The following is a 25,439-nucleotide window of genomic DNA, read 5'->3' on the forward strand; positions in this document are numbered from 1 at the left end:
AATCCTGAAGCAGTTCACAAAGAGGCTGCAGATGTCTGTTGGATCGTGGGTTAGCGGCCGGGAAGGAGTTTCGCGCTCTCGGATCGATCTGGCTAGTGTAGAAACTGTAGCGATACCTGTCCGTTCATAGTGTGGACAAATCCGATAACCGCCCAATCAGTACTGGGCAAAGGAACTGCGGCCCAACCACCTTTCGATGGAAGCCGCAATGGACGAATCGCCTATCAATGAAATCTTGCCCTGCGATATCTCCGCTCTCAGGGTGGACAGGCCAATCCACGCCGAGGTCATCGCCTTCAGATCGGCAGAGACAAAGAGGTCGACGTTATGACCAGGATCGAGCGCGCATAGGTCAACGGGCATTCCGGGCTTCGTTACCAGCCAATAATTTTGCTCATTCTTTGGCAATTCCGGATAAGTGAACTCGATCACACTGCGTCTGGCTGGCAAAGCGCTGGTATCGATCTTGCGACGCATGTTCCACATGAGTAGTTTGGCATCGAGCTTTTCCAGCGTCACCTCGGCATCGACATTGCGGTGCGCCCATTTGCCAAGTGCGTAAACGATCGGTTCAAGCTCATCAGCGACCTTTGTGGTGGTGTAGTTGATGTCACCCGTCGATGGATTTTCCGTGCGGACCACGAGACCGTTCGCTTCCATCTCCCGGAGCCGCTTTGACATGAGCGTCGGCGACATACCGGGTACCCCGCGGTGAATTTCGTTGAAGTGAGTCGACCCTGACCACATTTCGCAGAGCAGCAGTAGCGTCCAACGCGGCTCCAGCACTTCGCATGCTTTTGACACTGGACAATACTGGTTGTAGCCGTCGCTTGCCATCGGACGATTTCCCAAAGCTGAAATATGCGGCGTAGCGCCAGGATCGTCCAGTACGGAATATGCAGTAGCCGAGCGCCGCCAGGTAGCCGAGAATTCTCTACTTCTGTTCGAAGGAACCAACATGGCCAACTGTGAGTTGTAGGAAGCTACACTTTACGAAGCCCGGAAACAGGAAGTTTGAAATGTCGATTTTGATTAGTCTCTTGATCACCGTTCTGGTGATCTTTCTCGTACTCTACCTCATTCAGATGTTGCCGCTGGATGGTCGTGCAAAACAGATCGCCCAGGTCATCGTTATCGTGATCGGCATTATCTCGCTGCTGCGTTACCTCGCAGTCTTCTAGGCCTCAGACGGAGCCGTGGCTCGGTTCAGTTCTCCTCAAGTTGTCCGAGCAGCCAGTCGCGGAAGGCGCGGACCTTCGGAACGTTGCGTCGCGCTTCCGGATAGACGAGCCAGTAGAAATGATCGGCAGTGCCGACAATATCGAATGGTTGGATAAGCTGGCCTTGTGCTAGCTCCGTCTCATAAAATGCAGGGGTCAGTATCCCGACACCTTGCCCGGCGATGACGGCCTTCCCCTCCAGATGCTGATCGCCGAAACGGCTGCGCGGATCGCCACGCAGATCGGGGTTGGGGATACCTGCTGCACCAAACCAGAGCTTCCACCAGGGATCGCTCGGATCGACGATCGGCAGCTTCAGCAGGTCTTCGGGGGTTTTGACGCCGCCGATCGAAGCTGCGAGCGCGGGGCTCAACATTGGTGTGAAGTCCGCATCGAATATCTTGTGTGCGATCATTCCAGGCCATCGCCCGCTGCCTGAGCGAATGCCGACATCAGCGTCCTGTCGTGAAAAATCAATCACATCCCGCGTTGCCTGCAGCCGGACGGCGAGTGCGGGCTGGGCAAGCTGGAATGAACCAAGCCTGGGAACGAGCCAATTGGCGGCGAAGGTTGGAATTGTCGTGATAGTCAAAACACCGTCGGCGTTCTCGCGCGTGGCAGCAATAGCTGCACGCATCATGTCAAAAGCCTCGCTGATAACGGGCGACAGCCGCGCGCCGACCTCCGTCAGCGTAACGTGGCGCGGGCGCCGCAGGAAAAGCGCTGCGCCGATGCGCTCCTCCAGAAGCTTGATCTGATAACTGACCGCCGCCTGGGTCATGCTCAACTCTTCGGCGGCTTTGGTGAAACTGCCGTGGCGGGCCGCAGCCTCAAAGGCCCGGATAGCGGCAAGAGGAGGAAGGTTCATGAGGCATCTCACATAAGCTGTCCTTATGCATGGTACTTGGTGTTTTGTTGGAAAACAAGCGCGGCAAGGTGCATCTAGTACTCAACACAGCCAGACGCAAAGCGTCGCCAACATTCGGAGTTGAGGTCATGAACGTTGTATCGTCACCGGTTTCGCCAGCCGCCAGCCACGTATCCTGGTGGAGCAAGTTTGCCAATCCGGACAAGTCCGACGGCAAGCACGGACATCCTTCCAACATTGATACGGATGATTTCTCGGATCATATGCTGCGCGACATCGGCATTCGCGACGGCCGACCTACACGCGGCGACCAGCGGGATCCAAACGATTGGAATTCGTTGTTTAACGATTACACCAAACGGTCTCTTTAACGATCTTCAGGAATCAAAATCGGCTTCGAGTTGCTTTTCGAGTTCGACAAGGTCATCGGGCAGTGGCATGCCCATGGCCTTGAGCTCATTCAGCTGCTCGCGCAGGTTCTCATGAATCTCATGGGCATCCGTTGGCCGCTGGACCATCGCTTCAAGCAGGAGAGCAATCCGGGCCTTGATGTCTTCGAACGCCATGACGGTTCCTTTCACATACGCTGTGCGCGCTATGGTAACAGATTATGCCTCGCCAGAATATTGCGTATCCGAGACCTTTTCCATCCATTCCGCGGATTTACCGTCGAGCATTTCCTGCATGGCGATATGGGCCATGGTCGTATTTGGGCCAGCGCCATGCCAGTGTTTCTCGCCCGGCGGTATCCATACCGTGTCGCCCGCCTTGATTTCGCGCAATGGTTGTCCCCAGACCTGGACAAGGCCGGAACCAGACACGACGTGGAGCGTCTGGCCGAGCGGATGCGCATGCCATGCCGTGCGCGCTCCCGGCTCGAACCTGACGATCACCGCCTGAAGGCGGGCAGGTGCCGGTGTCTCGATGAGAGGGTCCTGCCAGACCGTGCCGGTGAACCAATCCGACGGTGCGCGGCGGGACGGAACTGTGCCAGCTGCCTTGATATCCATCACTCATCTCCTGTGGATTCGGTTGTCGCGGCCCAATCCTGATCGTCGGGATGCGACACCACCGCCGCTGATGCTACCACCGAATCGAGGATACCCGGAAAGCGTTTCTCCAGATCATCGCGACGCAATGTGAGCAGGCGTTTTGTACCATCGGGCCGGACGTGGACAATGCCGGCCTCGCGCAATTTTGCCACGTGATAGCTTAGTGCAGTCTTTGATCCGAGTTGGAGGAATTGACCGCAGGCCATGGCCTTTTCGCTGTTACGGGCAAGGATGGCAATCATCGCAAGGCGTGTTTCATCGCCAAGCGCTGTCAGGACAGCTGGAAGTTCGATGTCCTCGGTAGCCGGATGCGGGAGATAATTTGTCATGGGCACTTAATAGCAATTGGCAGGAGAGATTTCAATGTTCAGCATTTATTGAACTTTGCGCTTGACTTTCGCGCAAGAAGGTTTCTTAGTTCAATGATTGTTGAACATTAGAGTGACTCCCCATGGATATTCGTCTCGTCGGATTGGCGCTTGGCGCATTTGCAATTGGCATTGAAGGATTTGTGGTCGCCAGCCTCCTGCCGCAAATTGCCGGTGACACAGGTGTCACGCTTGTTGAGGCCGGTTATCTCGTCGTGACCTACGCTTTCGCCTATGCGATCGGAGCCCCGGTCGTTGCCGCACTCACGGGGGCGCTCGACCGGCGCGTTGTGCTGGTTGGCAGCACCTTCGTATTCGTTGCCGGTGCTCTGCTGGCTGCCGTTTCGCCGTCCTATCCCCTGCTCATGGCGGCGCGCCTTCTGATTGCTGTAGTGGCCGGTCTTTATGCGGCAACAGCGCAGGCGACTGCCGTCGCCATTTCCGAACCGCATCATCGCGCTCGTGCGATCGCTGCCATTGTGGGCGGCACGACACTTGCGGTGGCATTCGGTGCGCCGCTCGGTGCATTCATCAGCGCCTTTGCCGGATGGCGAGGCACCTATTTGTTCATAGCGCTCGTTGGTGGGTTGGCAACATTGGCCGTCTGGTTTGTGCTGCCGCGTGGCCTTTACGCCGACCGGCTTACGATAGCGCAGCGGCTTGGCGTCATCCGCCATCCGGGCCTGATGCCGGCGCTGTTGACCATGCTGCTCTACATGACCGGTCCATTTGCTGTGTATACCTACATTGCTGCGGTCGCCGTCGACGGTACGGGGTTGAGCCGTTCGCTGCTGCCGGTGGTTCTCCTTGCCTTCGGTATAGGTGCGGCGATCGGAAATGTGCTCGGCGGCCAGCTATCCGATCGTTTTGGTGCAACGCGAACAGTCATTCTGGCTTCGGTTCTCAATGCTGTGCTGTTGATGTCGGTGAGCTGGATCATGACCTTGCCGAACGATGTGGCTGGTCCGAGCCTGATTGCGACCATGGTCATCTGGGGCGTCATCGCCTGGATGTTCCCGCCAGCCCAGGCGAGCCGCGTTCTCGCCATCGCTCCGGAAAGTGCGCCGCTTGCCCTGTCGCTAAACTACTCGGCCCTTTACCTCGGCGTGGCCTTCGGCTCGATGATAGGTGGCCAGATTATTGCCCATATCGGCCTTGCGTATCTCGGCTGGATTGGCGGCCTCTTTCCGCTCATGGGCCTGGCTGTCATGCGGCTCGCACGTACCGGCGTTCGCAAGGAGGAATTGTCGATCGCCTAAGGTTCAGAGCCTTGCTTGCATTGCAGGCAGGGCTCTGCTTATTCGCCTTTGACGGCCTTGTGCCCACTGGTCTCAGTGATCGCAATGCGGAAATAGACCGGTTCGAGCGGGCGCTCATGCTCTTTGATGACCGTTTTCACATAGCCAGGCTGCCACCATTCGGCTTTCCTGTTCAGGAGGGCATGCGCCGCGTTTCTGGCGTCGACATGACCAGGATCCTTTGTGAGCTCTTCGAAGCGACCAATGACGATGACGCTCTGCCAGTGGTTCGTCGAGGAAATCTCATCAAACTCGACACAGACACGAGGGTTGAGACGCATGTAGTCGATCTTCTGCCCCACCGTCGTGAAGGAATAGAGGAATACGCCATCATAGGCGAACGACAGCGGCACCACATAGGGCTGGTCATTCTTGACGCAAGCAAGCCTTCCGATCGTCGCCCTCTCGAGTAACTCCCGTATTTCGTGCCTGGTCAATTCGGTGATGATCATGATGCCCTCTTCACAGACAGAATTTCAGTCCGGGTTACAACCGTCAAGGTTTTTCCTGCCGTGCCGCAGTACCTATTTTACGGGCACTGCCGGTAGAGTCCGAGCCTCTCGAAACGAGATGAGCCTGTGGTGATTTTCGTCCCAAAGGACGAGTTTGACGCAACGCAGGCTTTCCAGGATCGTGATGCGGCCGATATCGGCAAGCTCCGGATAGTCATTGAGTACTTCGGGAAGCCGGTAACAGGGAACCCTGCTGGAAAGGTGATGTACGTGGTGAATACCGATATTGCCGGTCATCCACCGCAACAAGCCGGGCATGACATAATGCGATGAGCCGTGCAGTGCCGCTTCCTGGAACTGCCATTCGTCGCCTTTTGACCAATGCGTCTCTTCGAACTGGTGCTGGACATAGAACAGCCAGATGCCGGCAGCCCCAGCCAGCGTGACAATCGGCAGATGGACGAGGAGGAACGGGCCAACACCGATCAGCCACATCAGCACGATCGCCATGACGGCAATGCCAAGATTGGTTGCCATTGTGGAAACCCAGGGCTCCAGACCAGAGCGCATCATGCCGAAAGGCAGTCTTTGCTTGAAAATGAACAACCAGACTGGTCCGATACCGAACATGACGGCAGGGTGGCGATAAAGGCGGTAACCGAGGCGTCCCCAGCGCGAAAGCGCACGGTATTCGGCAACGGTGAGGGTGGTGATATCGCCATCGCCGCGCTGGTCGAGATTGCCCGCGGAAGCATGATGCAGCGCGTGCGTGCGGCGCCAATAGTCATAAGGTGTCAGCGTGAGAACACCGATGATGCGACCGGTCCAATCGTCCGAATGGCGGTGTGCGAAGAAGGAGCCGTGACCGCAATCATGCTGAATCATGAACAGGCGCAACAGGAACCCCGCCGCGGGAATGATGAGCAACAGGCCCCACCAGAAACCGTAATGAACGGCTGCACCGCAAAGCGCCCAGAAGATCGCGAAGGGAACAACGGTCACAGCCAGCTCGAACGCGCTGCGTCCGCGATGCGGTTTGCGATAGTTGGCAAGAATTTTGGTCCAGGCGCGTTCGCCGGGGCCAGTGGAAGGCAAGATTTTCGGAGAAGTAGATTTCATCGGCCATAATAGGCTTGGCGAGATGGGCCACGCAAGATGGCAGACCGATAAACCTTTGGAGAGCAGAAAAATAAAACAGGACAACAGTTCACTGCTGTTGTGTGGTGCGCCAGACACCTTTCTCGTCCTCATCGGGAGTCATGGCGCGATAGAACCAAAGTCCTTTGTCATGATAACGAAGCCGCATGATGCGGCCGCTGATCATTTCGCCGCTGAGAGATTTCACCGGCGTGTCAGCCGAGTAGGGCCGCCACTCCGAGCCATAGACAATTCGAGAAACCAATGGCCACATCTCGCGTCCTCTAAATTTTAGATGCATTTTAGCAAACCGTCGTGACAGGACCGTGATTGCCCTCCGGTATGGTCATCCGGCTATCTTGGGTTGCAAAGAAGTGCGTTGCCGCGCCGACAGGAAACGCCGTACCGGCACATCATAGAAATGGTAGAGCAGGGCGCTGCCAGCAATGAGGCAGGGCATGAAGACCCACAGGACACTCGTACCGGCGAGCCCCATATTCTAGGCGACATGATTGAACATGAACAGCAGCGGGAAGTGTATGGCATAGACAGGATAGGATATGTCCCCGAGGAAGCTTGCCAAGGGGCGGATCTGCTGAGGGCATTCAAACACGATGCCGTAGTAAAGGATCGTGGGGCAAATAAAGAGGCCAATTGCTAGATCAAACATCGTCCGATATTGCTGAGGTACCGGGATGCCGAAAGCCAGTATGAGCAGGATGATCGGGACTAGTGCCGCCCATGAGACTGTCTGGCGAGGGGTTGCGCTGTCGCGGGCGAGCAGGATGCCTATCGTGAATGCGAAGGTCACGCGCACAAAGCCTGCATAGAGAGTGGACCAATTCCAGCCGACATTAAGCGACTGCTCATGGCTGACTACCGTCACCATTGCGAGCCCCGACACGGCTGCCAGAAGCACGAGCGAGCGGCTTCTCCAATTGACGAGCCACAGCGCGAATATGACATTGATCACGATTTCCAGGAACAGTGACCAGGCGGGACAGGCGGTAGTGTCGGAAGGATGGCGAGGCCAAAGACCGTTGCGCTCAGGATCTGTGCGCCGGTCAATGCGTGTGGAGCCGCAACGAGCCATGCACCAAGAACCTTGGTCAAGCCGAGGACCAGTCCGACGAGGTAGAGAGGGTAGAGACGGGCCAGCCTTATCCTGATGAAGCGCTGAGGCGTAAGTCCGTTACGCAGTCTTGCTTCGTAAGTTGCCGCGATCACAAAACCACTCAATGCGAAAAAGAAGTCGACTGCAATATATCCAGCAGGTGCAACAATGGTGGCAACCGGCCCTGCGTGGTAGAGCACGACCATAATCGCAGCAACTCCACGCATGGCATCCAGGGTAAAATAACGTCCGGTTTGATGCATTCGGACCCACCGCTGAAACTACTGTTCATGCACGGGAGAGCTGCGTTCAGCTGTTCATATGCCGGAACTGCAATTTGACCTTTGTTGTTATTGTTTAATTTTCTTCAGTCGACGCCAAGGTGACATGAACCTGTCTTCACGTCATCAAACAATTCGAACTAGTCCGCCTATGCCGAGACCAGCCTTTTGACGGCTTTCCTCCCAGCCAGGTGCTTGCCACCCGAAGACCCCGAGCTCAATCAAACTGATTAGAAAATTACCTGTGAAATAATCCAAGCGGCTTATCACGAGCTCACTCCAAATCAAGCTACCGATTCTACAGGGGCAGTGGGGCGGCACAGGAAATGAAGAGTAGTCAGAATGGGCTATCAGGTGTGTTGAAGGACCAATCGGAGGCAATTGAGCAGTTAAGTATGGACTACGCGGTTGAACGCACTTTGATCGCGGGCATTCTGGCCGGGCTGACAACCCGCGGCCTCCTCGAACAGATCGATTTCGATACAATCGCGCAGGTCGGTTCCGCCTTGGGGAGCTCCGATTTTGCCAAGCGTTTGGCGATGAGGATTGAGACGCTGCGAAACGGCATGGCGGCTATACCGGGGTCGGCGTGACCAGCTTCGCCAGGGCTACAACAAAGAGACGAATGACCCGATCAGAAATTTAGTGCAAATTTTGAATTATCTTTTCGGTGTCGTGTGGTCTGGCTGCATTGAATCACGCATCGCTACGCGGATCGCCGGATTTTCCGACTGCAAGACGACCCAGAGGACCAGCCACCGACGTCAGAAGCGTTCCAGTTGCGACGGGCAGATGCTTGGGGGTGATGGGGCAGGTCCGCTGAAGTCGTGCTATACGTTGATTTGTTTGCTTCAATGGAGGCATCTATGGGCATCACCTTTCCAAATGAAAGTCCGGAATATCGTGGCGCTCGCAACAAGCTGCTGCAGCGCGAGTTGGCGCTCAGGCGCGAAATGGAAGCCGTGGCAAGGGAAGTCAGAGCGCTTCCGCCCGGGGGAGCGGTTCCCGAGGACTACGAGTTCGACCACATCGACGCACAGGGGATATCCGCCAAGATACGGCTGTCAGAGCTCTTCCGGCCCGGAACCGACACTTTGATCCTCTACCACTACATGTTCCCCCGCCACCGCAGCGACGAGCGGCCAGGGCCGAGCAGCGGGCCGATGGCCCATCTGCCCTTGGATGATGGACCGTGTCCGTCTTGCACGGCATTACTCGACAACTGGGAGGGCGCTGTACCCCACGTTGAGGGGCTCGGCGCAAACATAGCAGCCGTCGCCCATGCACCGATCGAGCGGGTCGCGGCCTTCGCTGCGCATCGCGGCTGGCGCCATTTGAAGTTGATTTCGGCCGCCAACAACCGCTTCAAGCGCGACTATCATGGCGAGGATGAGGAGGGACAGCAGGTGCCGATCCTAACCGTATTCCACAAGGATACCGGTGGGGTGGTCAGGCTGAGCTGGGCATCGGAGCTGTTGTTCTTGCCGACGGACGCCGGACAGGATCCGCGGCATGTCGGCACGGTCGAGCCGATGTGGACCCTTTTGGACCTCACTCCCGCGGGGCGGCCCGACGCGTATGAGCAAATTGAAAACGCATTCTATCAAACGGAGGTTGCGGGGAGCAGTCATGCCGAATAATGGAATGTCCGCTGACGTGCCCGCATAGACAGCCAAGTGACCAAAAAGGCAGCTTTTCGTGGCAATCGTCATCATTGCCCTTCCCGAGAGATGGGTGACATTCAGTCCAGTTTGGAAGTGGTTTCAGTCGCATGTCTCAGGAATAAACCGTAACCTATGTGTCCGGTATGGATCCCCAGGGAGAGTGGCGCGCCGCACCGGGTGATGATGATAAATACATCTACGCTATAGCCCTCCAAATTCAGAGGCCTCAGCGTGACTTTAAGTGACTGAACTTACAGAATATTTATGATTTTATCCCATCGATCATGTGCGTTCTCGCAGTTTGGGACCAAGCACTCTCGGCCGAGCAATGACCGCGATTGCCTCCCTTCATGTCGCGCTCCACGAGGTCAATCGGAAAGCTGGCCGCCGCAAGCGCAACATGCTTTAGATCGAAGCCCATCGACGCGGCAAGATCCTGGCTAAGATGCGGCCAGCACGAAGCCAGGATTGAGTCCACCGAAATCGCTCGGATGAGTATGATCCGCGTGGACCTCGAGCCTGCGGCGTCGCCCCGGAGGACTTACCCTTGTGCCTCCTGCCAGTGGGGATAGGTGACATAGGCCGTGACCGCGCCTTGCTCGTGCGAGCAGATCGTGACCTTCTGGCCTTTGGGCAGATGGACGATCTCGCCCGGCCCTGCGGTGCGCTGCCTGACTTTCCGGACACCGACAGCCGCCCCTCGAGGACGACCATAACATCATCAACGACCATTGTCTCCTCGAGTGTCTGGTTCGGCCCATAGCGCCCGTACCCGATGGTGATCGGGGAGGCATGGGGCTGGTCGACCAGATTGCCCACAAACACGTCTCCGTCCTGTCCCGGGGAACGCTCCAGCGCAGCGTCGGTGATGGTGAACTTGCGAACCTTCATGGGAATTGCTCCTTCTAGCTGGTGTGTCGTCGTTCTCGCCCGCCCGAGCCGTGTCCGGCGATCACGTTATCAACGCCGGTCAGTCCGGAAGAGGAATGAGCTCATCCCGGTCATCGATCGGGAGATCGAAGCGCCCCTTGCCCCAGTTCTGCGCGCGCCATTCGGCCTTGGCCTCTTCGATGCGGTCCTTCGAGGAGGCGACGAAATTCCACCAGATGTAGCGGGGACCCGAAAGGGTCGCGCCGCCGAGGATCATCAGGCGCGCGCCTCTGTCGCCGGCCGCGACAGTGATCCTGTCGCCGGGGCGGAAGACCATCATCCGACCCGCCTCGAAATCCTGGCCGGCGATCGAGATGGAGCCATCAACGATGTAGATGCCCCGGTCCTCGTGATCGTGCGGCATTGGCAAGCAGCTTCCCTGTTCGAGCTGCACATCGGCGTAAAATGTCTCCGAATATAGCGTCGCCGGGGCAGCCTCGCCGTAGGCGTTCCCGAGGATAAGCCGAACCGAGACGCCACGATCCTCGATCATTGGCAGCGCCTCCTTGCCGTGATGCTCGAACATGGGCGCCATGTCCTCATGACTGTCAGGCAGCGCCAGCCAGGTCTGAATTCCGAACAGGCTGTTCGGACCGCTTCGGGCGGCCGCTGACGTGCGCTCCGAATGGGTGACACCGCGTCCCGCAACCATCCAGTTCAACTCGCCGGGACGGATGGTTTGGTCCGTCCCGGTGATGGAAGTCGCCGCGAAAGCGATACGTAACGGTGCCGAGACCGATATGAGGATGCGGCCGAACGTCAACGCCCTGTCCGGTCAGGAACTCGGCCGGCCCAGCCTGATCGAAGAAGATGAACGGTCCGACCATCTGCCGCTTCGGCGCCGGCAGAGCGCGCCGAACCTCAAAGCCACCGAGATCGCGCGCGCGTGGAACAACGAGCGTTTCGATCGCGTCGAGGCCAACCTCATCGGGACAGCCCGGTTCGATTGCCGGGTTCCAACTCATGCGCCTCATCCTCTCTTGGGTTTATGGGAGGCCTCGCCCTTGCCGATGCGAATGCCAAATCCGGACCGCGCGAGCGGGAAGAGCGCTTTCGGCCCGACGAATGCCTAAACTGGCGAGCGACCCTCTGCGCAACTAGCCCTGTGATACGTCTAGCTGTGTCGCAGTAAGTGGAACGTGCGGGCAATGTCGTCGAGCTCAGCGGCCCGCAGCAGAGCAACGGTCGAACGCAAATGTTCAACAAGGCTTCGTCTCGGTGAGCACCCGCACTTTCCGCGTGGGATGCTGACCCGGCGGGCGGATGACATACGCGGCCCCCGGAGGTACCGGATAGCGTGTCATGATCGGGACCAGCGCGCCGGAGGCCACATATTCATGTGTGATGCAATCGGGGAGCCAGGCGATGCCGAGACCTGCCGCCGCGGCGGCGGCAAGCGCCGTGGCGCTGTCGGCCTTGAACCTGCCCTGCGGACGAACTGTGATGATCTTGTCGCCATCCATGAACTGCCAGCTTCCGTTCCCTGCATGAGGGCCTGATGGGTGACGAGTTCGTCCAGAGTCTCGGGTGACCCGTGCACTTCGATATAGTCCGGGCTTGCGACAAGCCATGGATCGGCCCGACGCGCTTCGCGATCAGGTTGGAGTCCTGAAGGTGGCGCCCCGGATCGCGCAATCGAATCCCTCTGCGATGAGATCGACGAAGCGATCGCTGTAGGAGGTATGAATGTGAAGCTGCGGGTGCTGGCGCGCCATTTCCGCGAGTACCGGGGCGAAGTGGGTTGGGCCGAAAGTAAGCGGCATGGCAACCCTCAGGCGGCCGCGCAGCTCACCGGTGGGGAGGATCGTTTCCCTGGCCGCATCGATCTCGGCGCTGGCTCTGGCCGCATGGTCTCGAAACGTGACCCCCGCTTCTGTGAGCGCCGCGCCGCGGGTCGTTCGTGCAAGAAGCTGAACACCAAGTTCCGATTCAATCCGCAAGAGCCTCCGGCTGACGATTGACTTGGAGACTCCGAGCCGGCGCGCGGCGGCCGATACACCCCCGGCATCGGCCACTGCCACGAATGTCCTCAGATCTTCGATGTCCATACCGGCGTTCCCCTATTCGCGACACAGCTTGCCACAAAAGGGTACCACCGCATGGCGCATGGGAACGGCAATACTGCTTCTAGGCAACGTCGCCACTTGCGGGCGCATCTGTTACAAACGCAAGAAGATCAACCTCAGCCAGGTCTTCGCCGGCCAGACCGTCGGTATCAAGCGGGTCGAAGACCGAATTTGGCTCGCCAGCTTCATGGAGTATGATCTCGGATATTTCGACGATGAGACATGCAGACTGGTACCACTTCCAAACCCCTTCGGACCGAAAGTCTTACCCATGTCTCAGGAATAAACCGTTACCTATGTCTCCGGTATGGACACAAGGGTATTTGGCGCACCCGACAGGATTCGAACCTGTGACCTCTGCCTTCGGAGGGCAGCACTCTATCCAGCTGAGCTACGGGTGCATGGGCCGCGAAAGCTCGCATGCGCGAAGCGGTTCTAGCCGATGCTGCGTTCCGCATCAATGGCGAATTTCGCTTACTGCATGAAACCCGCAGCAGTCGCGGACAGGGCAGGGCAATTCCTGTTGCGTGCCGGGCGGGGCGGCGTCGGTCGTGCTCATCCACAGCTTGCATGGACGGAAGCGACACACGCCATTCAACATAAGCACTGAAAAAGACACACTTGTTCCAGCACAGAGGAGAGGTGTCATGTCAGGAATGAGTGTTGCAATCGGCCGCAGCAGCCGCGGCTGGAACCGTTTGCGAAAGGCGGTGCTGGCGGGATCGGCATTTGCCGCGATGGCGCTGCCTGCGGCTGCACAGGACTATCCGCATGCGGGGGAGAAGATCGGCACGGTCGAGCAGATCTATGACGGGGCGATGCTGCCCGATCTTGCCGTCAGCACCTACCGCAACATAGACAGGCTCTTTCCCACCCGTACGATCAAGGCGAGCACGAAGCCTCACCCCTTGCCGCAAGCCGACAAGCAGCTCGGAGATGTCCGCTTCAAATATGAGGGCAAGGATTACGATCTCTACGATTTTATGGCGCTCGACAATATTACCGCCATGCTGGTGCTGAAGGATGGCAAGATCGCCTATGAAACCTATCAGCGCGGCAATAGCGAAAAGACGCGCTGGATGTCGATGTCGGTGGCGAAGTCCATCAGCTCCACCTTGGCCGGCATCGCTATCAAGGAGGGGCTGATCAACGGCCTGGACGCACAGGTGGTCGATTATGTGCCGGAGCTGAAGGGCAGCGCCTATGACGGCGTCAGTATCAGGGATGTGCTGATGATGTCGTCAGGGGTTAAATGGAACGAGACCTATACCGATCCGCAATCGGACCGCCGAGCGCTTCTGCGGGCGCAGATATCGCAGAAGCCCGGTTCGGCAGTGGAGCTGATGGGAAAGCTGCCGCGCGCCGCCGAGCCAGGCACGGTCAATACCTATAGTACCGGCGAAACCCAGATCCTTGGCGAGATCGTGCATGGCGCGGTGAAAAAGCCGCTGGCCGACTATCTGTCGGAGAAGATTTGGCAGCCCTACGGCATGGAAAGCGATGCGAACTGGTGGCTGGATTCGCCCGATGGCGTCGAGATCGGCGGCAGCGGCATCAGCGCGACGCTGCGCGATTACGGGCGGTTCGGGCTGTTCTTCCTCGGCAATGGCGTGATTGACGGACAATCCATCCTGCCGGATGGCTGGGTGAAGGAAGCAACCACCCCGAAGACATTGAAGGGCGGAGCCAAGCTCGATTACGGCTATATGTGGTGGACCGCCTGGACCGAACCGTCGATCAAGCATGGCTCGTTTTCGGCCATCGGCATCCATGGCCAGAATATCTACATAGACCCGGTCGAAAACGTCGTCATCGTCACCTTCGGCGCGCAGCCGAAGCCGGTCGGCAAGGAGCCGATAGACCCGAACGTGTTCTTCGACGCGGTGGTCGAGGCGCTGAAGGACTGAGCCGATGCGGCCGGGATGCTCAGCCGACGCGGTTGAGTATCCTGCCGAGCGGAAAGCTGGCCGGGATCATGCGTTCGGTGAGCTCGCGCAGGATCTGCCGCAGCTTCGGCATGAGCGGGCGCTCGAAATAATAGGATACCAGCCAGGAAACGAAGAGCAGCAGCGCGATCAGCACCACGAGCGGCAATGTGCCCGTGAAGCTCGTACCGAGCTGCTGGATGGCGATGTAGCCGATCTGCTGGTGCAGGAGATAAAGCGGATAGGTCAATCCGCCGAGGAATGTCAGCCAGGCTGCCGGCAGCAGGGGACGGTCGGCAAAGGCCGCCACGGTAAAAAGGCCATAGCCGCCGAGCAGCGTCAGCGCGGCCACCGACGGTTCGAATGTGACGCCGACGGCGTCGGTTATGGCGCGGGTGCCGACGACGGTCGTGATCATCGAATGGGCGAAGGCTGCAGCCAGGAGCAGGCGCGTGACCATGCGTCCGTCGCCGCTTCGGATGCGGTAGATCAGGATGCCGGCGGCGAAGAAGCCGCAGAATTCCGTGATGAACAATTGCCGGAACGTGGTGACGTTCAGCACGAATTCGGCAATGGTCGAAAAGCCGAGCCAGATGGCGATGATTGCCAGCTGGTAGCGCTGGAACAGCCCCAAGGTCAGCAGCACGAAGACCCAGAAATAGAAGACGAGCTCGAGCGTGATCGACCAATAGGCGCCGTCCATGTATTTCTGGCCGAAGGCCGGGGCCATCATGGTCAGATTGGCGAGATATTGCTGCGAGCCGGTGTAGAAATGCGGCGCGCCGAAGAGCAATGTCGCCAGCGCCGTCAGGCTCATGATCAGCGCGAATGTCGGGTGGAGCCTGGTGAAGCGGGCAATGGCAAATTCGAGGGCGGAGCGGCCATTGGCGGAATAGGCGATGACGTAGCCGCTGATGAGGAAGAAGACGCTGACGCCGAGATAGCCATATTGGGCTGCACCGACCATCCAACCGCTGCGCTCCACGGCCGGTATCGTTTGCATGGCCGGCCCATGGAAGACGAAATGGAACAGGACGACGGCCATGGCCGCGACGAGACGCAGGCCATCGAGGTTGTAGATCCGTTGCCCGCTCATTTCTCTCTCCGGATTGCGTGCCGAAACGCGGATGATTAGGCGCGTTAATCGCCGCAGGGGCAAGGATTGGGCCGCTAATCCATTAGACGTAAGTCGCTTCCTTGCAGCGCCATGCGATCCGCCCGATGATCGTCATGGAACCGATCGCCACGAAATTCGGTTGAAGGCATATCCCCGACCATCCAAGGAGAAGATCCATGCAACTCAATCGCCGCCACATGCTGGCCGTGTCCGGTGCGGCCCTTGCCACCACATTGTTCGCTCCCGCCGTGCGGGCGCGGGCGGCGGCCCGCTTCGAGCAGCCGCCACTGCCCTATGATGAACAGGCCCTGGCGCCGATCATATCTGCAAAGACTGTCGGGCTGCATTTCGGCAAGCATCATGCGGGCTACTTCAAGAAGCTCAACACCCTGTCGGAAAACACGCCCTTCGCCGAATTACCGTTGGAAGAGGTGGTCGTTCGCGCCAGGAAGGAAGACAAGGCCGATATCTTCAACAATGCCGCGCAGGCATGGAACCACAACTTCTACTGGATGCAGTTCAAGGGCGGGCCCGCGCCGGCGGAAGGTGCCTTTGGCGACGCGGTAAAGAACTCATTCGGCAGCATGGACGAGATGCAGAAGAAGATCGTCGCCGCATCAGACAAGGTCTTCGGCACCGGCTGGGTCTGGCTGGTGAAGGATGGCGATGGCCTCGCCATCACCGGCATGCAGGATGCCGGTAATCCGCTGGCGGAAGGCAAGAAGCCGTTGCTGGGGATCGATGTCTGGGAACACGCCTATTATCTCGACTATGAGAACCGGCGCACGGAACATGTCGATGCGGTTTTGAAGAAGCTGGTCAACTGGCGGTTCGTCGGCGAGCAGTTCCAGGCCGCCTGACGGGCAAGGGCTCCACGTGTTCGCGCGGAGCCCTTGGTCATCTTCAGTCGATGTCGAAGGACACGCCCTGTGCCAGCGGCAGGGCGGTGGAGTAGTTCACAGTATTGGTGGCGCGGCGCATATAGGCCTTCCATGCATCCGAGCCCGACTCGCGTCCGCCGCCGGTTTCCTTCTCGCCGCCGAAGGCACCGCCGATTTTGGCGCCTGACGTGCCGATATTGACGTTGGCTATGCCGCAATCCGAGCCATCCGCGCTGAGGAAGCGTTCCGCCTCCTGCTCGCTTACCAGGCGCTAAAGCGTTATCAGGCGCAGCAAGCCGGCGGGTCGAAATCGACGGGCACGGCTGCAGCAGGTGCAGTGGTGCCGCCGCCCGATAGCGGTTTTCATCCCGCACAGGCGGCGGGCGGTGCCGATGCCCTCTCCGGTGTGCTCGTCAAGGCAATGGTGGCCGCGACGCAGGCCGACGGTGTTATAGACGAGGACGAGCAGCTGGCGCGCCTGAGCCACTCGTTCGGTCTTCGGGCGACCCGGTGCTTGGCGGATGCCACTGTATGACGATCCGTCCGTCGTGGACCGGACAATGGGTCTGACGAAAGCCTTCATGAAATGATTGGTGGATTTCTCTCGCGCGCTTTGACTGGGAAATCCGCTCAAACGCTCGCTGGGGAGTGGCGTAAACGTGCCTTGTCCCAAGGCCCGGACATCGAGCGATCAACAGTCAATTGAAATCAAAGGGGAAAATATTGTATTTTTCAATGGCTTGAGTGGATTCGGAGGGCAGCACTCTATCCAGCTGAGCTACGGGGCTGATACAAGGCTTTGGCCTTACATGCGCGAAGCGTTTCTAACCGATGCGGGCCAAGGCTTCAATGGCGAATTTTGTGCTCAAGGAAGATATCACGGCGGCTATGAACGCATTTGACGTAAACGTAGGCCAGTCCAGCTGAGCGTCCTCGCTACGGCACTCAGCGCTCTGGATCATGTGCGTTCGGGCATTGGCATCACGCTTCGTTTGCGGGAAGATGGCTCGGAAAGGGCCGAGCACCATGAATCTGCGCTTCGTCGAAACATTTCTCTGGATCGTCCGGCTCGGCAGTTTCAGTGCCGCTGCGGAGAAGTTGAACACAACGCAGGCTTCGATCTCCAACCGCATTGCCACACTCGAACGAGAACTTGGCGTTCAGCTGTTTGATCGCGACATGCGCACTGTCAAACTAACACCTGTCGGGCAACAGGCAGTTCCTAAAGCAGAAGAGATCGTGAAGGCCGTTGGAGAGTTTCGCGAGGCGATTGCCGATCCGACCAGCCTGAAAGGCTCAGTCAGCATCGGCACGATCGACTCCATCGTCCACTCGTTTCTGCCACGCCTTGTCGAGCGTGTCCAAGAGCGCTATCCGGGGATCGCCATCGATCTCAATGTCGATACCAGCCTCAACATGGCGCGGGAAATCATCGAACGGAAAATCGACCTTGCATTGATCATGGGACCGGCGCTTGATCATGGATTGGTCAATATCGATCTTGGAACCTATCGTTGCGTCTGGGTGGCAAGCCCGAAATACGGCTTGGCAGGCAAAAAACTGACACTTGCGGACCTTGCGAGCTATCCGTTGTTGGCCTTTTCGAAAGGCAGCGTTCCTCACCATGGGTTGTTGCAGCAATTTCGTGAAGCCGGGCTTGAGGCGCCCGCGATCTCGAATTCCAACTCGCTTGCCACCATCATGCGCCTGGCCAAAGATGGTCTTGGCGTTGCGCCTCTGCCGCGGGTCATTCTGGGTGAATATGTTGACGCAGGTGCATTGGAGATCCTTGACGTTACACCAGCATTTCATCCGCTCACATTCCATGCGGTCTATGCCGATCACCCGGACAGTCTGCTTCCGTCGATCATTGCTCAGATGGCAGCTGAAGTATCGCTCTGTATGGCGGACGCCTGAGCGCATCCTAGCGGAACGCAAACAGCCCACCACGAACGCATAAGAAAATTCTATAGGACTGCTCAAGTATTTCGAGTTTGTCTCACCACGATATTTTGCGCACGATCCCTTCATTGAAAATGGAGGTATGAGCGTGAAAGTCAGTCTAGTGCAAATGAACTCGCAAGACAGTAAGGCTGCTAATCTTGAAACAGCCGCACGTCTGATCAACGCAGCCGTTGAGAATGATGCACCTGATCTCATCGTGTTGCCTGAATACTATGCCTTCCTTGGCGAAGGCCGGGACAATATCTACGCCAATGGCGAGACGTTTCCGGATGGCGAGGGCTACCGGCTGATGTCGGGACTGGCTGCAAAGCACAGCGTAACAATTCATGCTGGCAGCATTGTCGAACAGGATGGCAACAAATATTACAACACGACGATTGTCTTTGGCCCTGACGGCAAAGAGCTGGCGAAGTACCGTAAAATTCACTTGTTCGATGTGGATACACCCGGCGGCACGGTCTACCGCGAGTCAGATACGATCAGCCGCGGCGAGGACGTCGTGACCTACCAAGTAGGCGATACGAAAGTCGGTTGCGCCATCTGCTATGACGTGCGCTTCCCCGAACTGTTCCGCAAGCTGCGCGATGAGGGGGCCGAAGTCATCGTTCTTCCCGCTGCCTTCACGCTGATGACCGGCAAGGATCATTGGGAAGTGCTTGCCCGCGCCCGCGCCATCGAAACGCAGACCTATTTCCTTGCGGTTGGGCAGACGCTCTCCCATGCCGAGGGTCGCAAATGGTGTTGGGGTCACTCCATGGTCATCGACCCATGGGGCCATATCGTGGCGCAATGCTCAGATGGTGTCGGAACCACCAGCTCCAAACTTGACCTCGGCTACATCAGCAAAGTGCGCGGCGATGTCCCAGTTGCCCGCCACCACGTCCTTTGAGAGGTTAGAACATGTTTGAAGTCAATGAAATGCCGCGCCAGATCGATGCTGAATTGATCAAGCTCATGGAACGGGTCGAGACAGCCACGATTGGACACTTCCTGCATTCGGGTTTCGTCGATCGGGAAATTCGCGCTGTTCTACCGGAAAAACGTGTTGCCGGAACTGCAGTCACTATCCGAATTCCGCATGCGGATTCGACTATCCTGCATTACCTGACCAAGATTGTCCGTCCTGGCGATTTCGTCGCGATCGAACGGTGTGGTGATAATCGCCATGCCTGCTGGGGGGGCGTAGTGACACATGCGATGAAACTGGCCGGCGTCGTCGGTGCGGTAATCGATGGTCCGGCCACGGATTTTTCCGAGATCCGCAAGGTGGAAATGCCCATGTGGTGTCGTGGACCCTCACCGATAACGACCAAAATTCTGGGACTGGAAGGGGCGATTAACATCCCGGTTACGGTCGGCGGTCAAGTTATCAAGCCGGGCGATGCGATCATTGCCGATGAAAGTGGCGTCGTGGTCCTGGCACCATCCCAGGCACGGGCTGCCGCTGAGAAAGCACTCGGCATGCAGGAAAACGAAATCGTATTGCTCGAACGCTTGCGTAAAGGCGAATTCCTCCCCGACATTTCGGGGGCCACGAAAATCGTGGAGGGCCAGAAGCGCCAGGTCGCCTGATCGATAACAGTCAACTCATAAAAACAGGGAACGAGATGATGTTTGCAAGACTTTCAATTGCTGTTTCAGCACTGACAATCGCCGCGGTCACCAGCGCACCGGCCGAGACTGTGACGCTGACCGCCTATAGTGGGATCTTTCAAGAACACTACACGAAAGCGGTCATCGAGCCGTTCATGAAAAAGTATCCTGATATCACTGTGCAGTTCTATGGCATGCCGAACTCGGCGCAGATGCTCGGCACGTTGCGTGCGCAGAAAAGCAGCCCGCAAATTGATGTGGCGATCCTTGATGTGAGCGTGGCCAAGGCAGGAACGGATGAGGGCCTGTTCGACAAGGTCGACGAAAGTGTTTCTCCGAATGTCAAAGACCTTTACCCGAATGCGCATGCGGAGGGCGTAGCGGGGGTTGGCGTTACCTTTGACAATCTGGTGATCATCTACAACACCGATCAAGTGAAGGCAGCGCCGACGTCCTGGGACGCCCTTTGGGACAAGCAGTATGAAGGGAAGGTGATCATACAAGCCGCCCCGGATATTCAGGGAACTACATTTACCATCATTTCGAACAAGCTCGCTGGCGGCGGGGACTACAAAACCGACGTTTCGGCGGGCATCGCCAAGATTGGCGAACTCGCGCCGGGCGTACAGACCTGGGATCCGAAGCCGGATGTTTACGCTCCAATCGCCAATGGGCAAGCCGCTCTGGGTATCGGCTGGAATGCACGAGCTCAGATTTATTCACAGACCTCTGGCGGAAAACTGGGCGTTGCCCTGCCAAAAGAGGGGAGCGGTTTCCAGATCAATACGATCAATCTCGTGAAAAATGCTCCGGCGGGCGATGCCGCCAAGAAATTCATCGATTACGCGCTTAGCCCTGAAGCCCAGGCGGCATTCACGAGCGAAATGTTCTACGCTCCGACAAATTCCAAGACAGTCATCGCACAGGACGCTTTGAAGCGCACGGCTGCAGACGATATGGACAAGATGATCGATATCGACTGGCTGGCAGTGGCGAAAGTGCGTGATGGCATCACCGAGCAATGGCGTCGTCGCATCATTCCGCTCAGCCGCTAAACTTCAAGCAGTGAAAATTTGGAGGCTACCATGATGCATCAGACCATCAAACGCGATGGCGTTGAAACGATTGGCGACCCGTATCTCTGCCTGGAAGGGATGAACAAGAAGTACGGTCTTGTCGAAGTCATCTCAAATCTGAACCTGGCGGTCCGCAAGGGCGAACTGATCGCCCTGCTGGGTCCTTCCGGATGTGGCAAAACCACAACCCTCCGTATGATTGCCGGATTGATCGCTCCCACTGCTGGAAGGATCACTGTCGGGGGGCGTGATGTGACCCAAATCGCCCCCCATGGCAGGGACATGGGGCTGGTCTTTCAAAGCTATGCACTGTTTCCGCATATGACGGTGGCCAAGAATGTAGCGTTCGGTCTCGAAATGCGCGGCCTGTCGCGTGCAGATATTGCCAACAAGGTGGCCAAGGCGCTTGGTATGGTCCAGCTTGAACATCTTGCCGAGCGAAAACCACGGGAACTTTCCGGCGGCCAGCAGCAGCGCGTGGCGTTGGCTCGCGCTCTCGTCATTGAACCGTCGATACTTCTGCTCGATGAACCGCTCTCGAATCTCGACGCGAAACTGCGCGATGAAATGCGGACGCAGATTCGGGACATACAGCAGCAGCTGGGCATTACGACGGTTTTTGTGACGCATGATCAGGTAGAAGCCTTGAGCATGTGTGATCGCATCGTGGTCATGAAAGGCGGACTGATTGAACAAGTTGGCACGCCGCATGAGATCTATGAGCGGCCGGCGACACCTTTCGTCGCTTCCTTTGTCGGTCGCACGAACCGGGTCAAGGGCAAGCGCACGGCAGACGGCTGCATACGAATTGGTTCATCGATGATCCGGTCGGCCAGACCGGCGGTGCAGGATGATGTTATGGTGATGGTGCGCCCGCACAGGATTCATATCGATTGGAACGCAGCGTCAACGGAACAGCAAGGTGAAACGGCAAACCGGATGGCCGCCGTCCTTTCGCGGATCACTTTCGTTGGCGACGTTATCCAGTACCATTTTGACGTGGGCGGTTCTGAATTCATCGTCGAAGAGTCGACCAAAAAGTCTCAAGTCAGCCGTGACCAAGGCGATAAAGCAGTACTCTCCTGGAGCGTCGAGGACACGCTCGTCTTCGGAGCGGATCAATGACGACGGCAACCTTCGATATGCCTGTGGGAGCACAGAAATCGTTCGGCACTGCCGGAGTTGCTGTTGCCTTGCTGTTGCCGATCGCTCTGGTCAACGCCATCGGATTTATCCTTCCCGTTCTAAATCTGGCGAGAATGTCCTTCAACGAGGCCCTGCCGGGTGGTGGGATTGCAGAGGCGTTAACTGCCGCCAACTGGACAGGATTGCTTCACGATAGCTTCTATATCGAGCTGATCACGAATTCGATCGTGGTCAGTTTGGGGATCACCCTCGCAACCCTGTTGGTGAGCTATCCCATTGCCCTCTATCTTCATCGTGCATCCGGTGCCTGGCGGACGTTCTTGACGGTTCTTGTCATTTCGCCGCTTCTGACTTCTGCGGTGGTGCGCACCTATGGCTGGATCGCGCTGCTTGCGGAACAGGGGCCTGTTGCCAATGTGATTGCATCGATGGGGTTTCAACCGCCGCGTATGATGTTCAACACCACCGGCGTCGTCATTGGACTGACCGAGATCCTGATGCCCTATATGATCTTGTCGTTGATGGCTGGATTCGGCCGGCTCGATCCCAAGGTAGAGGAGGCAGCCCGAACCCTTGGCGCGACGCCTTTCCGGACGTTCTGGCGCGTCATTCTGCCTCTGACACTACCGGGTATCGCCCTCGGCTGCCTTCTTTGCTTTGTCCTTGCCATCTCCTCCTTCATTACGCCGAAGCTCATGGGCGGCGGACGGGTATTCCTGCTGGCGACGGAAATCTACGATCAGGCGATCGTGACATTGAACTGGCCGCTGGCTGCGACGCTATCGATGCTGGTGCTCATCATTTTCGGAGCGGCATTGGCAGTTTATTCGCGCATCCTGCGCATGATCGAAGGGTAACGGTAATGGAAGAAAATCCCACCTCCTGGTTTATGCGTGTGACCGTGACCATCCTGTTCCTGTTTCTTCTGGCGCCAGTCCTGCTCGTTTTTCCGATCTCCTTCAGCGGCGATCAGATTCTCGCCTTTCCGCCAAGCTCGTGGTCGTTGCAGTGGTATGAGGCCCTCCTCGGAAATACCGTGATGATGTCGGCGTTCCTGACAAGTCTCGGCCTTGCAACCGTCGTTACCGTCCTGTCATTGATTATCGCGATTCCTGCTTCCTATGCGATTGTCCGGTTGAAGGTCACGGGATCGGAATTCCTGTTCAACCTCTTCACCGCACCATTGCTGTTGCCGACGATCGTGCTGGGGCTGGCCATACTGATCATTTTCGCGTCGATGGGTCTCCTGGCGACGTTCACAGGCCTTGTGATCGGTCACCTGGTGATCACGCTTCCCTATGCGCTGCGGGTGCTCTCCGTATCGCTCGGCAATCTCAACCTTGCATGCGAAGAGGCTGCTGCGTCGCTCGGAGCCAAGCCGCTGGCCGTGTTCGGGAAGGTGACCCTGCCGATGATGGCGCCGGGTATCGTTGCGGCTACGGCGCTCTGTTTTCTCGTTTCATTTGACGAAGTGGTCATCACTCTGTTCCTGACCGGCCCGAGAATGACGACGTTGCCAGTTGAGCTGTTCCATCACGTCGAGAGCCAGGCTGACCCGTTGGTTGCAAGCGTTTCAGTTCTTCTGATCCTGATGACGCTGGCAGTGGTCATGATCGTGGACCGGACAATGGGTCTGACGAAAGCCTTCATGAAATAGTGGAGTTCCCTTGCGGATATCCACAAGGTGAGGTGTAGGCCGCTCCCGATATTTTATCGGGAACGGGGCTGGAAATTTAGAGATTACTCGATATCGAACGAAACGCCCTGTGCCAGCGGAAGGGCCGACGAGTAATTCACGGTATTGGTTGCACGGCGCATATAGGCTTTCCATGCATCCGAGCCGGATTCGCGTCCGCCACCGGTTTCCTTCTCGCCGCCAAATGCACCGCCGATTTCGGCACCGGAGGTGCCGATATTGACGTTGGCGATGCCGCAGTCCGAGCCGTCCGGGCTGAGGAAACGCTCGGCTTCCTGCAGGTTCAAGGTGAAGATCGACGACGAAAGACCTGCGCCGACAGCATTGTGATCGGCGATGGCCTGGTCAAAATCGCTGTATTTCATCACGTAAAGGATGGGCGCGAAGGTCTCTTCGAGCACCGGACCATCCTGCTTGGGCATCTCGACTAGGGCAGGGCGAACATAATAGGCTTCTGCGTGGCCAGTATCGACACGGGCGCCACCGGTCACCTTGCCGCCGTGCTCAGCAGCTTCGTGCAACGACTTCTGCATATTGTCGAATGCAACCTTGTCGATTAGCGGTCCAACCAGAGCCGCTGTATCCAGCGGACTGCCGACAGTGACGCTCTCATATGCCTTCTTCAAGCGCGGAACCAATGTGTCATAGACACTCTCGTGCACGAAGAGACGGCGGAGTGTCGTGCAACGCTGGCCTGCAGTACCCATGGCACCGAAGGCAATGGCGCGCAGCGCCATGTCGAGATCGGCCGAAGGGCACACGATACCGGCATTGTTGCCACCGAGTTCGAGGATCGAACGGGCGAAACGCTTGGCAAGGCGCGGGCCAACTTCACGGCCCATGCGGGTCGAACCGGTCGCCGAAACCAGAGCAACCTTCGGATGGTCGACGAGGGCTTCGCCAATGGTGCGGTCCCCCATCAGGGTCTGGGCGAGCCCGGCGGGAACGTCTCCAAAGCGTGCGACGGCGCGGTCAAAGATGGCCTGGCAGGCAAGGGCTGTCAGCGGCGTCTTTTCCGAAGGCTTCCAGACGACAGCGTTGCCGCAGACAAGCGCCAGCGCGGTGTTCCACGACCAGACGGCGACCGGGAAATTGAAGGCCGAGATGACGCCAACGACGCCGAGCGGATGCCAGGTTTCCATCATGCGGTGGCCTGGCCGTTCGGTCGCGATCGTCAGACCGTAGAGCTGACGCGACAAACCAACAGCGAAATCGCAGATGTCGATCATTTCCTGGACTTCGCCAAGACCTTCGGATGGGATCTTCCCGGCTTCGATCGAGACAAGGCGGCCAAGTTCGCTTTTGCGCGCACGCAGTTCTTCGCCAAACAGCCGTACCAGTTCGCCGCGCTTTGGCGCCGGCACCAGACGCCACTGGCGGAAGGCAGCATCTGCTTTTTCGATCGTCTTGGCTGTGTCATCGGAGGAATGCGTTGCGATATCGGCGATCTTCTCGCCGGTGACAGGGCTGAAGGATGGCATTGTGCCGCCTGTATAGGCCGCTTCATTGACTTCGAGCTTGGTGAGGAGCGATTTTACTTCTTGAGCAATGGTCATCTTGCTTCCCTTCATTTCTTGTCTGTTTGACTGA

28 protein-coding genes, 1 tRNA gene and 4 pseudogenes are annotated in these 25,439 nt (G+C 57.8%); 16 read left to right on the forward strand and 17 right to left on the reverse strand.

Annotated elements, in window-relative coordinates; genetic code table 11:
* Positions 1 to 156 precede the first annotated feature (156 nt).
* Positions 157 to 960: a winged helix-turn-helix transcriptional regulator gene (locus tag CU102_RS17625; protein ID WP_425351564.1), complete on the reverse strand. Its 804-nt coding sequence runs from the start codon at positions 958 to 960 to the stop codon at positions 157 to 159.
* A 59-nt stretch (positions 961 to 1,019) separates the two neighbouring features.
* Between CU102_RS17625 and CU102_RS17630 the strand changes: the two genes are divergently transcribed.
* On the forward strand, positions 1,020 to 1,181 hold the full coding sequence (locus CU102_RS17630; RefSeq protein ID WP_100000395.1) for a Thivi_2564 family membrane protein: 162 nt from the start codon (positions 1,020 to 1,022) through the stop codon (positions 1,179 to 1,181).
* A 25-nt stretch (positions 1,182 to 1,206) separates the two neighbouring features.
* Here the strand turns inward: CU102_RS17630 and CU102_RS17635 are convergent, their stop codons facing one another.
* A complete protein-coding gene (locus tag CU102_RS17635; protein WP_106712417.1) occupies positions 1,207 to 2,088 on the reverse strand; it encodes a LysR substrate-binding domain-containing protein in 882 nt (293 codons plus the stop codon).
* 128 nt (positions 2,089 to 2,216) lie between these two features.
* Here CU102_RS17635 and CU102_RS17640 point away from each other — a divergent pair, with 128 nt between their 5' ends.
* The gene (locus tag CU102_RS17640) at positions 2,217 to 2,459 is read left to right on the forward strand and encodes a hypothetical protein (RefSeq protein WP_133624598.1); all 243 of its coding nucleotides are present in this window, start codon (positions 2,217 to 2,219) and stop codon (positions 2,457 to 2,459) included.
* A gap of 6 nt (positions 2,460 to 2,465) precedes the next feature.
* On the opposite strand, the gene CU102_RS17645 is transcribed toward CU102_RS17640, so the two are convergent.
* Genes CU102_RS17645 through CU102_RS17655 form a run of 3 tightly spaced genes read right to left on the reverse strand, consistent with a single transcriptional unit; the run spans position 2,466 to position 3,469 of the window.
* Positions 2,466 to 2,654: a hypothetical protein gene (locus CU102_RS17645; protein WP_106712419.1), complete on the reverse strand. Its 189-nt coding sequence runs from the start codon at positions 2,652 to 2,654 to the stop codon at positions 2,466 to 2,468.
* Between the two features lie 42 nt (positions 2,655 to 2,696).
* The gene (locus CU102_RS17650) at positions 2,697 to 3,098 is read right to left on the reverse strand and encodes a (R)-mandelonitrile lyase (protein ID WP_106712420.1); all 402 of its coding nucleotides are present in this window, start codon (positions 3,096 to 3,098) and stop codon (positions 2,697 to 2,699) included.
* Positions 3,098 to 3,469, reverse strand: coding sequence for an ArsR/SmtB family transcription factor (locus CU102_RS17655; RefSeq protein ID WP_106712421.1), 372 nt, complete (start codon positions 3,467 to 3,469; stop codon positions 3,098 to 3,100). Before CU102_RS17655 ends, CU102_RS17650 begins: the two co-directional genes overlap by 1 nt.
* 122 nt (positions 3,470 to 3,591) lie before the next feature.
* On the opposite strand from CU102_RS17655, the gene CU102_RS17660 reads away from it, so the two are divergent.
* Entirely contained in the window at positions 3,592 to 4,767 is a 1,176-nt protein-coding gene (locus CU102_RS17660) for an MFS transporter (protein ID WP_106712422.1), read from the forward strand.
* A 38-nt stretch (positions 4,768 to 4,805) separates the two neighbouring features.
* Here the strand turns inward: CU102_RS17660 and CU102_RS17665 are convergent, their stop codons facing one another.
* From CU102_RS17665 to CU102_RS30875, 5 genes are all read right to left on the reverse strand, one after another.
* The gene (locus CU102_RS17665) at positions 4,806 to 5,258 is read right to left on the reverse strand and encodes a pyridoxamine 5'-phosphate oxidase family protein (RefSeq protein ID WP_106712423.1); all 453 of its coding nucleotides are present in this window, start codon (positions 5,256 to 5,258) and stop codon (positions 4,806 to 4,808) included.
* A gap of 72 nt (positions 5,259 to 5,330) precedes the next feature.
* Positions 5,331 to 6,377, reverse strand: coding sequence for a fatty acid desaturase (locus CU102_RS17670; protein ID WP_106712424.1), 1,047 nt, complete (start codon positions 6,375 to 6,377; stop codon positions 5,331 to 5,333).
* An 88-nt stretch (positions 6,378 to 6,465) separates the two neighbouring features.
* Entirely contained in the window at positions 6,466 to 6,669 is a 204-nt protein-coding gene (locus tag CU102_RS17675; protein ID WP_106712425.1) for a hypothetical protein, read from the reverse strand.
* 225 nt (positions 6,670 to 6,894) lie between these two features.
* A complete protein-coding gene (locus tag CU102_RS30870; protein WP_166648480.1) occupies positions 6,895 to 7,368 on the reverse strand; it encodes an acyltransferase family protein in 474 nt (157 codons plus the stop codon).
* Entirely contained in the window at positions 7,365 to 7,772 is a 408-nt protein-coding gene (locus tag CU102_RS30875) for an acyltransferase family protein (protein WP_106712427.1), read from the reverse strand. Before CU102_RS30875 ends, CU102_RS30870 begins: the two co-directional genes overlap by 4 nt.
* 413 nt (positions 7,773 to 8,185) lie before the next feature.
* Here CU102_RS30875 and CU102_RS17690 point away from each other — a divergent pair, with 413 nt between their 5' ends.
* Complete coding sequence (locus tag CU102_RS17690) at positions 8,186 to 8,383, forward strand: hypothetical protein (RefSeq protein WP_106712428.1); 198 nt, start codon at positions 8,186 to 8,188, stop codon at positions 8,381 to 8,383.
* Between the two features lie 273 nt (positions 8,384 to 8,656).
* Complete coding sequence (locus tag CU102_RS17695; protein ID WP_106712429.1) at positions 8,657 to 9,430, forward strand: DUF899 family protein; 774 nt, start codon at positions 8,657 to 8,659, stop codon at positions 9,428 to 9,430.
* Positions 9,431 to 9,995: 565 nt separating this feature from the next.
* Here CU102_RS17695 and CU102_RS17700 read toward each other — a convergent pair.
* The 3 pseudogenes from CU102_RS17700 to CU102_RS17710 all read right to left on the reverse strand — a co-directional run bounded on the left by CU102_RS17700 (position 9,996) and on the right by CU102_RS17710 (position 12,432).
* Positions 9,996 to 10,345 (reverse strand): annotated as a pseudogene (locus CU102_RS17700) (ethanolamine utilization protein).
* 79 nt (positions 10,346 to 10,424) lie between these two features.
* A pseudogene (locus CU102_RS17705) lies at positions 10,425 to 11,349 on the reverse strand (pirin family protein).
* 234 nt (positions 11,350 to 11,583) lie between these two features.
* A pseudogene (locus tag CU102_RS17710) lies at positions 11,584 to 12,432 on the reverse strand (LysR family transcriptional regulator).
* Between CU102_RS17710 and CU102_RS17715 the strand changes: the two are divergent.
* Positions 12,425 to 12,736: a hypothetical protein gene (locus tag CU102_RS17715; RefSeq protein ID WP_245425388.1), complete on the forward strand. Its 312-nt coding sequence runs from the start codon at positions 12,425 to 12,427 to the stop codon at positions 12,734 to 12,736. The pseudogene CU102_RS17710 and the gene CU102_RS17715 sit on opposite strands and share 8 nt — an antisense overlap.
* Before the next feature lie 38 nt (positions 12,737 to 12,774).
* On the opposite strand, the gene CU102_RS17720 is transcribed toward CU102_RS17715, so the two are convergent.
* A tRNA-Arg gene (locus CU102_RS17720) sits at positions 12,775 to 12,851 on the reverse strand.
* 246 nt (positions 12,852 to 13,097) lie between these two features.
* Between CU102_RS17720 and CU102_RS17725 the strand changes: the two genes are divergently transcribed.
* Positions 13,098 to 14,357: a serine hydrolase domain-containing protein gene (locus CU102_RS17725; RefSeq protein WP_245425390.1), complete on the forward strand. Its 1,260-nt coding sequence runs from the start codon at positions 13,098 to 13,100 to the stop codon at positions 14,355 to 14,357.
* A gap of 19 nt (positions 14,358 to 14,376) precedes the next feature.
* Here the strand turns inward: CU102_RS17725 and CU102_RS17730 are convergent, their stop codons facing one another.
* Complete coding sequence (locus CU102_RS17730; protein WP_106712431.1) at positions 14,377 to 15,471, reverse strand: acyltransferase family protein; 1,095 nt, start codon at positions 15,469 to 15,471, stop codon at positions 14,377 to 14,379.
* A gap of 197 nt (positions 15,472 to 15,668) precedes the next feature.
* On the opposite strand from CU102_RS17730, the gene CU102_RS17735 reads away from it, so the two are divergent.
* Positions 15,669 to 16,352: a superoxide dismutase gene (locus CU102_RS17735; protein ID WP_106712432.1), complete on the forward strand. Its 684-nt coding sequence runs from the start codon at positions 15,669 to 15,671 to the stop codon at positions 16,350 to 16,352.
* 43 nt (positions 16,353 to 16,395) lie between these two features.
* Here the strand turns inward: CU102_RS17735 and CU102_RS17740 are convergent.
* A pseudogene (locus tag CU102_RS17740) lies at positions 16,396 to 16,629 on the reverse strand (aldehyde dehydrogenase family protein); the annotation flags it as partial.
* Here CU102_RS17740 and CU102_RS31145 point away from each other — a divergent pair.
* The 8 genes from CU102_RS31145 to CU102_RS17785 all read left to right on the forward strand — a co-directional run bounded on the left by CU102_RS31145 (position 16,627) and on the right by CU102_RS17785 (position 23,810).
* Positions 16,627 to 16,908, forward strand: coding sequence for a DUF533 domain-containing protein (locus CU102_RS31145; protein WP_425351567.1), 282 nt, complete (start codon positions 16,627 to 16,629; stop codon positions 16,906 to 16,908). The pseudogene CU102_RS17740 and the gene CU102_RS31145 sit on opposite strands and share 3 nt — an antisense overlap.
* Before the next feature lie 491 nt (positions 16,909 to 17,399).
* Positions 17,400 to 18,290, forward strand: a complete 891-nt coding sequence (locus tag CU102_RS17755; RefSeq protein WP_106712435.1) for a LysR family transcriptional regulator — start codon at positions 17,400 to 17,402, stop codon at positions 18,288 to 18,290.
* A gap of 133 nt (positions 18,291 to 18,423) precedes the next feature.
* Positions 18,424 to 19,227 (forward strand): carbon-nitrogen hydrolase family protein, encoded by an 804-nt coding sequence (locus tag CU102_RS17760; protein WP_106712455.1) that lies wholly within the window; start codon positions 18,424 to 18,426, stop codon positions 19,225 to 19,227.
* Between the two features lie 11 nt (positions 19,228 to 19,238).
* Positions 19,239 to 19,910: an RraA family protein gene (locus CU102_RS17765; RefSeq protein WP_106712436.1), complete on the forward strand. Its 672-nt coding sequence runs from the start codon at positions 19,239 to 19,241 to the stop codon at positions 19,908 to 19,910.
* A 35-nt stretch (positions 19,911 to 19,945) separates the two neighbouring features.
* Positions 19,946 to 20,986: an ABC transporter substrate-binding protein gene (locus CU102_RS17770; RefSeq protein WP_106712437.1), complete on the forward strand. Its 1,041-nt coding sequence runs from the start codon at positions 19,946 to 19,948 to the stop codon at positions 20,984 to 20,986.
* A 30-nt stretch (positions 20,987 to 21,016) separates the two neighbouring features.
* Complete coding sequence (locus CU102_RS17775) at positions 21,017 to 22,132, forward strand: ABC transporter ATP-binding protein (RefSeq protein WP_106712438.1); 1,116 nt, start codon at positions 21,017 to 21,019, stop codon at positions 22,130 to 22,132.
* A complete protein-coding gene (locus CU102_RS17780; protein ID WP_166648486.1) occupies positions 22,129 to 23,010 on the forward strand; it encodes an ABC transporter permease in 882 nt (293 codons plus the stop codon). Before CU102_RS17775 ends, CU102_RS17780 begins: the two co-directional genes overlap by 4 nt.
* A gap of 5 nt (positions 23,011 to 23,015) precedes the next feature.
* Positions 23,016 to 23,810, forward strand: a complete 795-nt coding sequence (locus CU102_RS17785) for an ABC transporter permease (protein WP_106712439.1) — start codon at positions 23,016 to 23,018, stop codon at positions 23,808 to 23,810.
* Positions 23,811 to 23,893: 83 nt separating this feature from the next.
* Here CU102_RS17785 and amaB read toward each other — a convergent pair whose 3' ends face one another.
* Positions 23,894 to 25,405 (reverse strand): L-piperidine-6-carboxylate dehydrogenase, encoded by a 1,512-nt coding sequence (amaB, locus tag CU102_RS17790; protein WP_425351565.1) that lies wholly within the window; start codon positions 25,403 to 25,405, stop codon positions 23,894 to 23,896.
* Positions 25,406 to 25,439 lie beyond the last annotated feature (34 nt).

The organism is Phyllobacterium brassicacearum (assembly GCF_003010955.1).
GTDB lineage: Bacteria > Pseudomonadota > Alphaproteobacteria > Rhizobiales > Rhizobiaceae > Phyllobacterium > Phyllobacterium brassicacearum.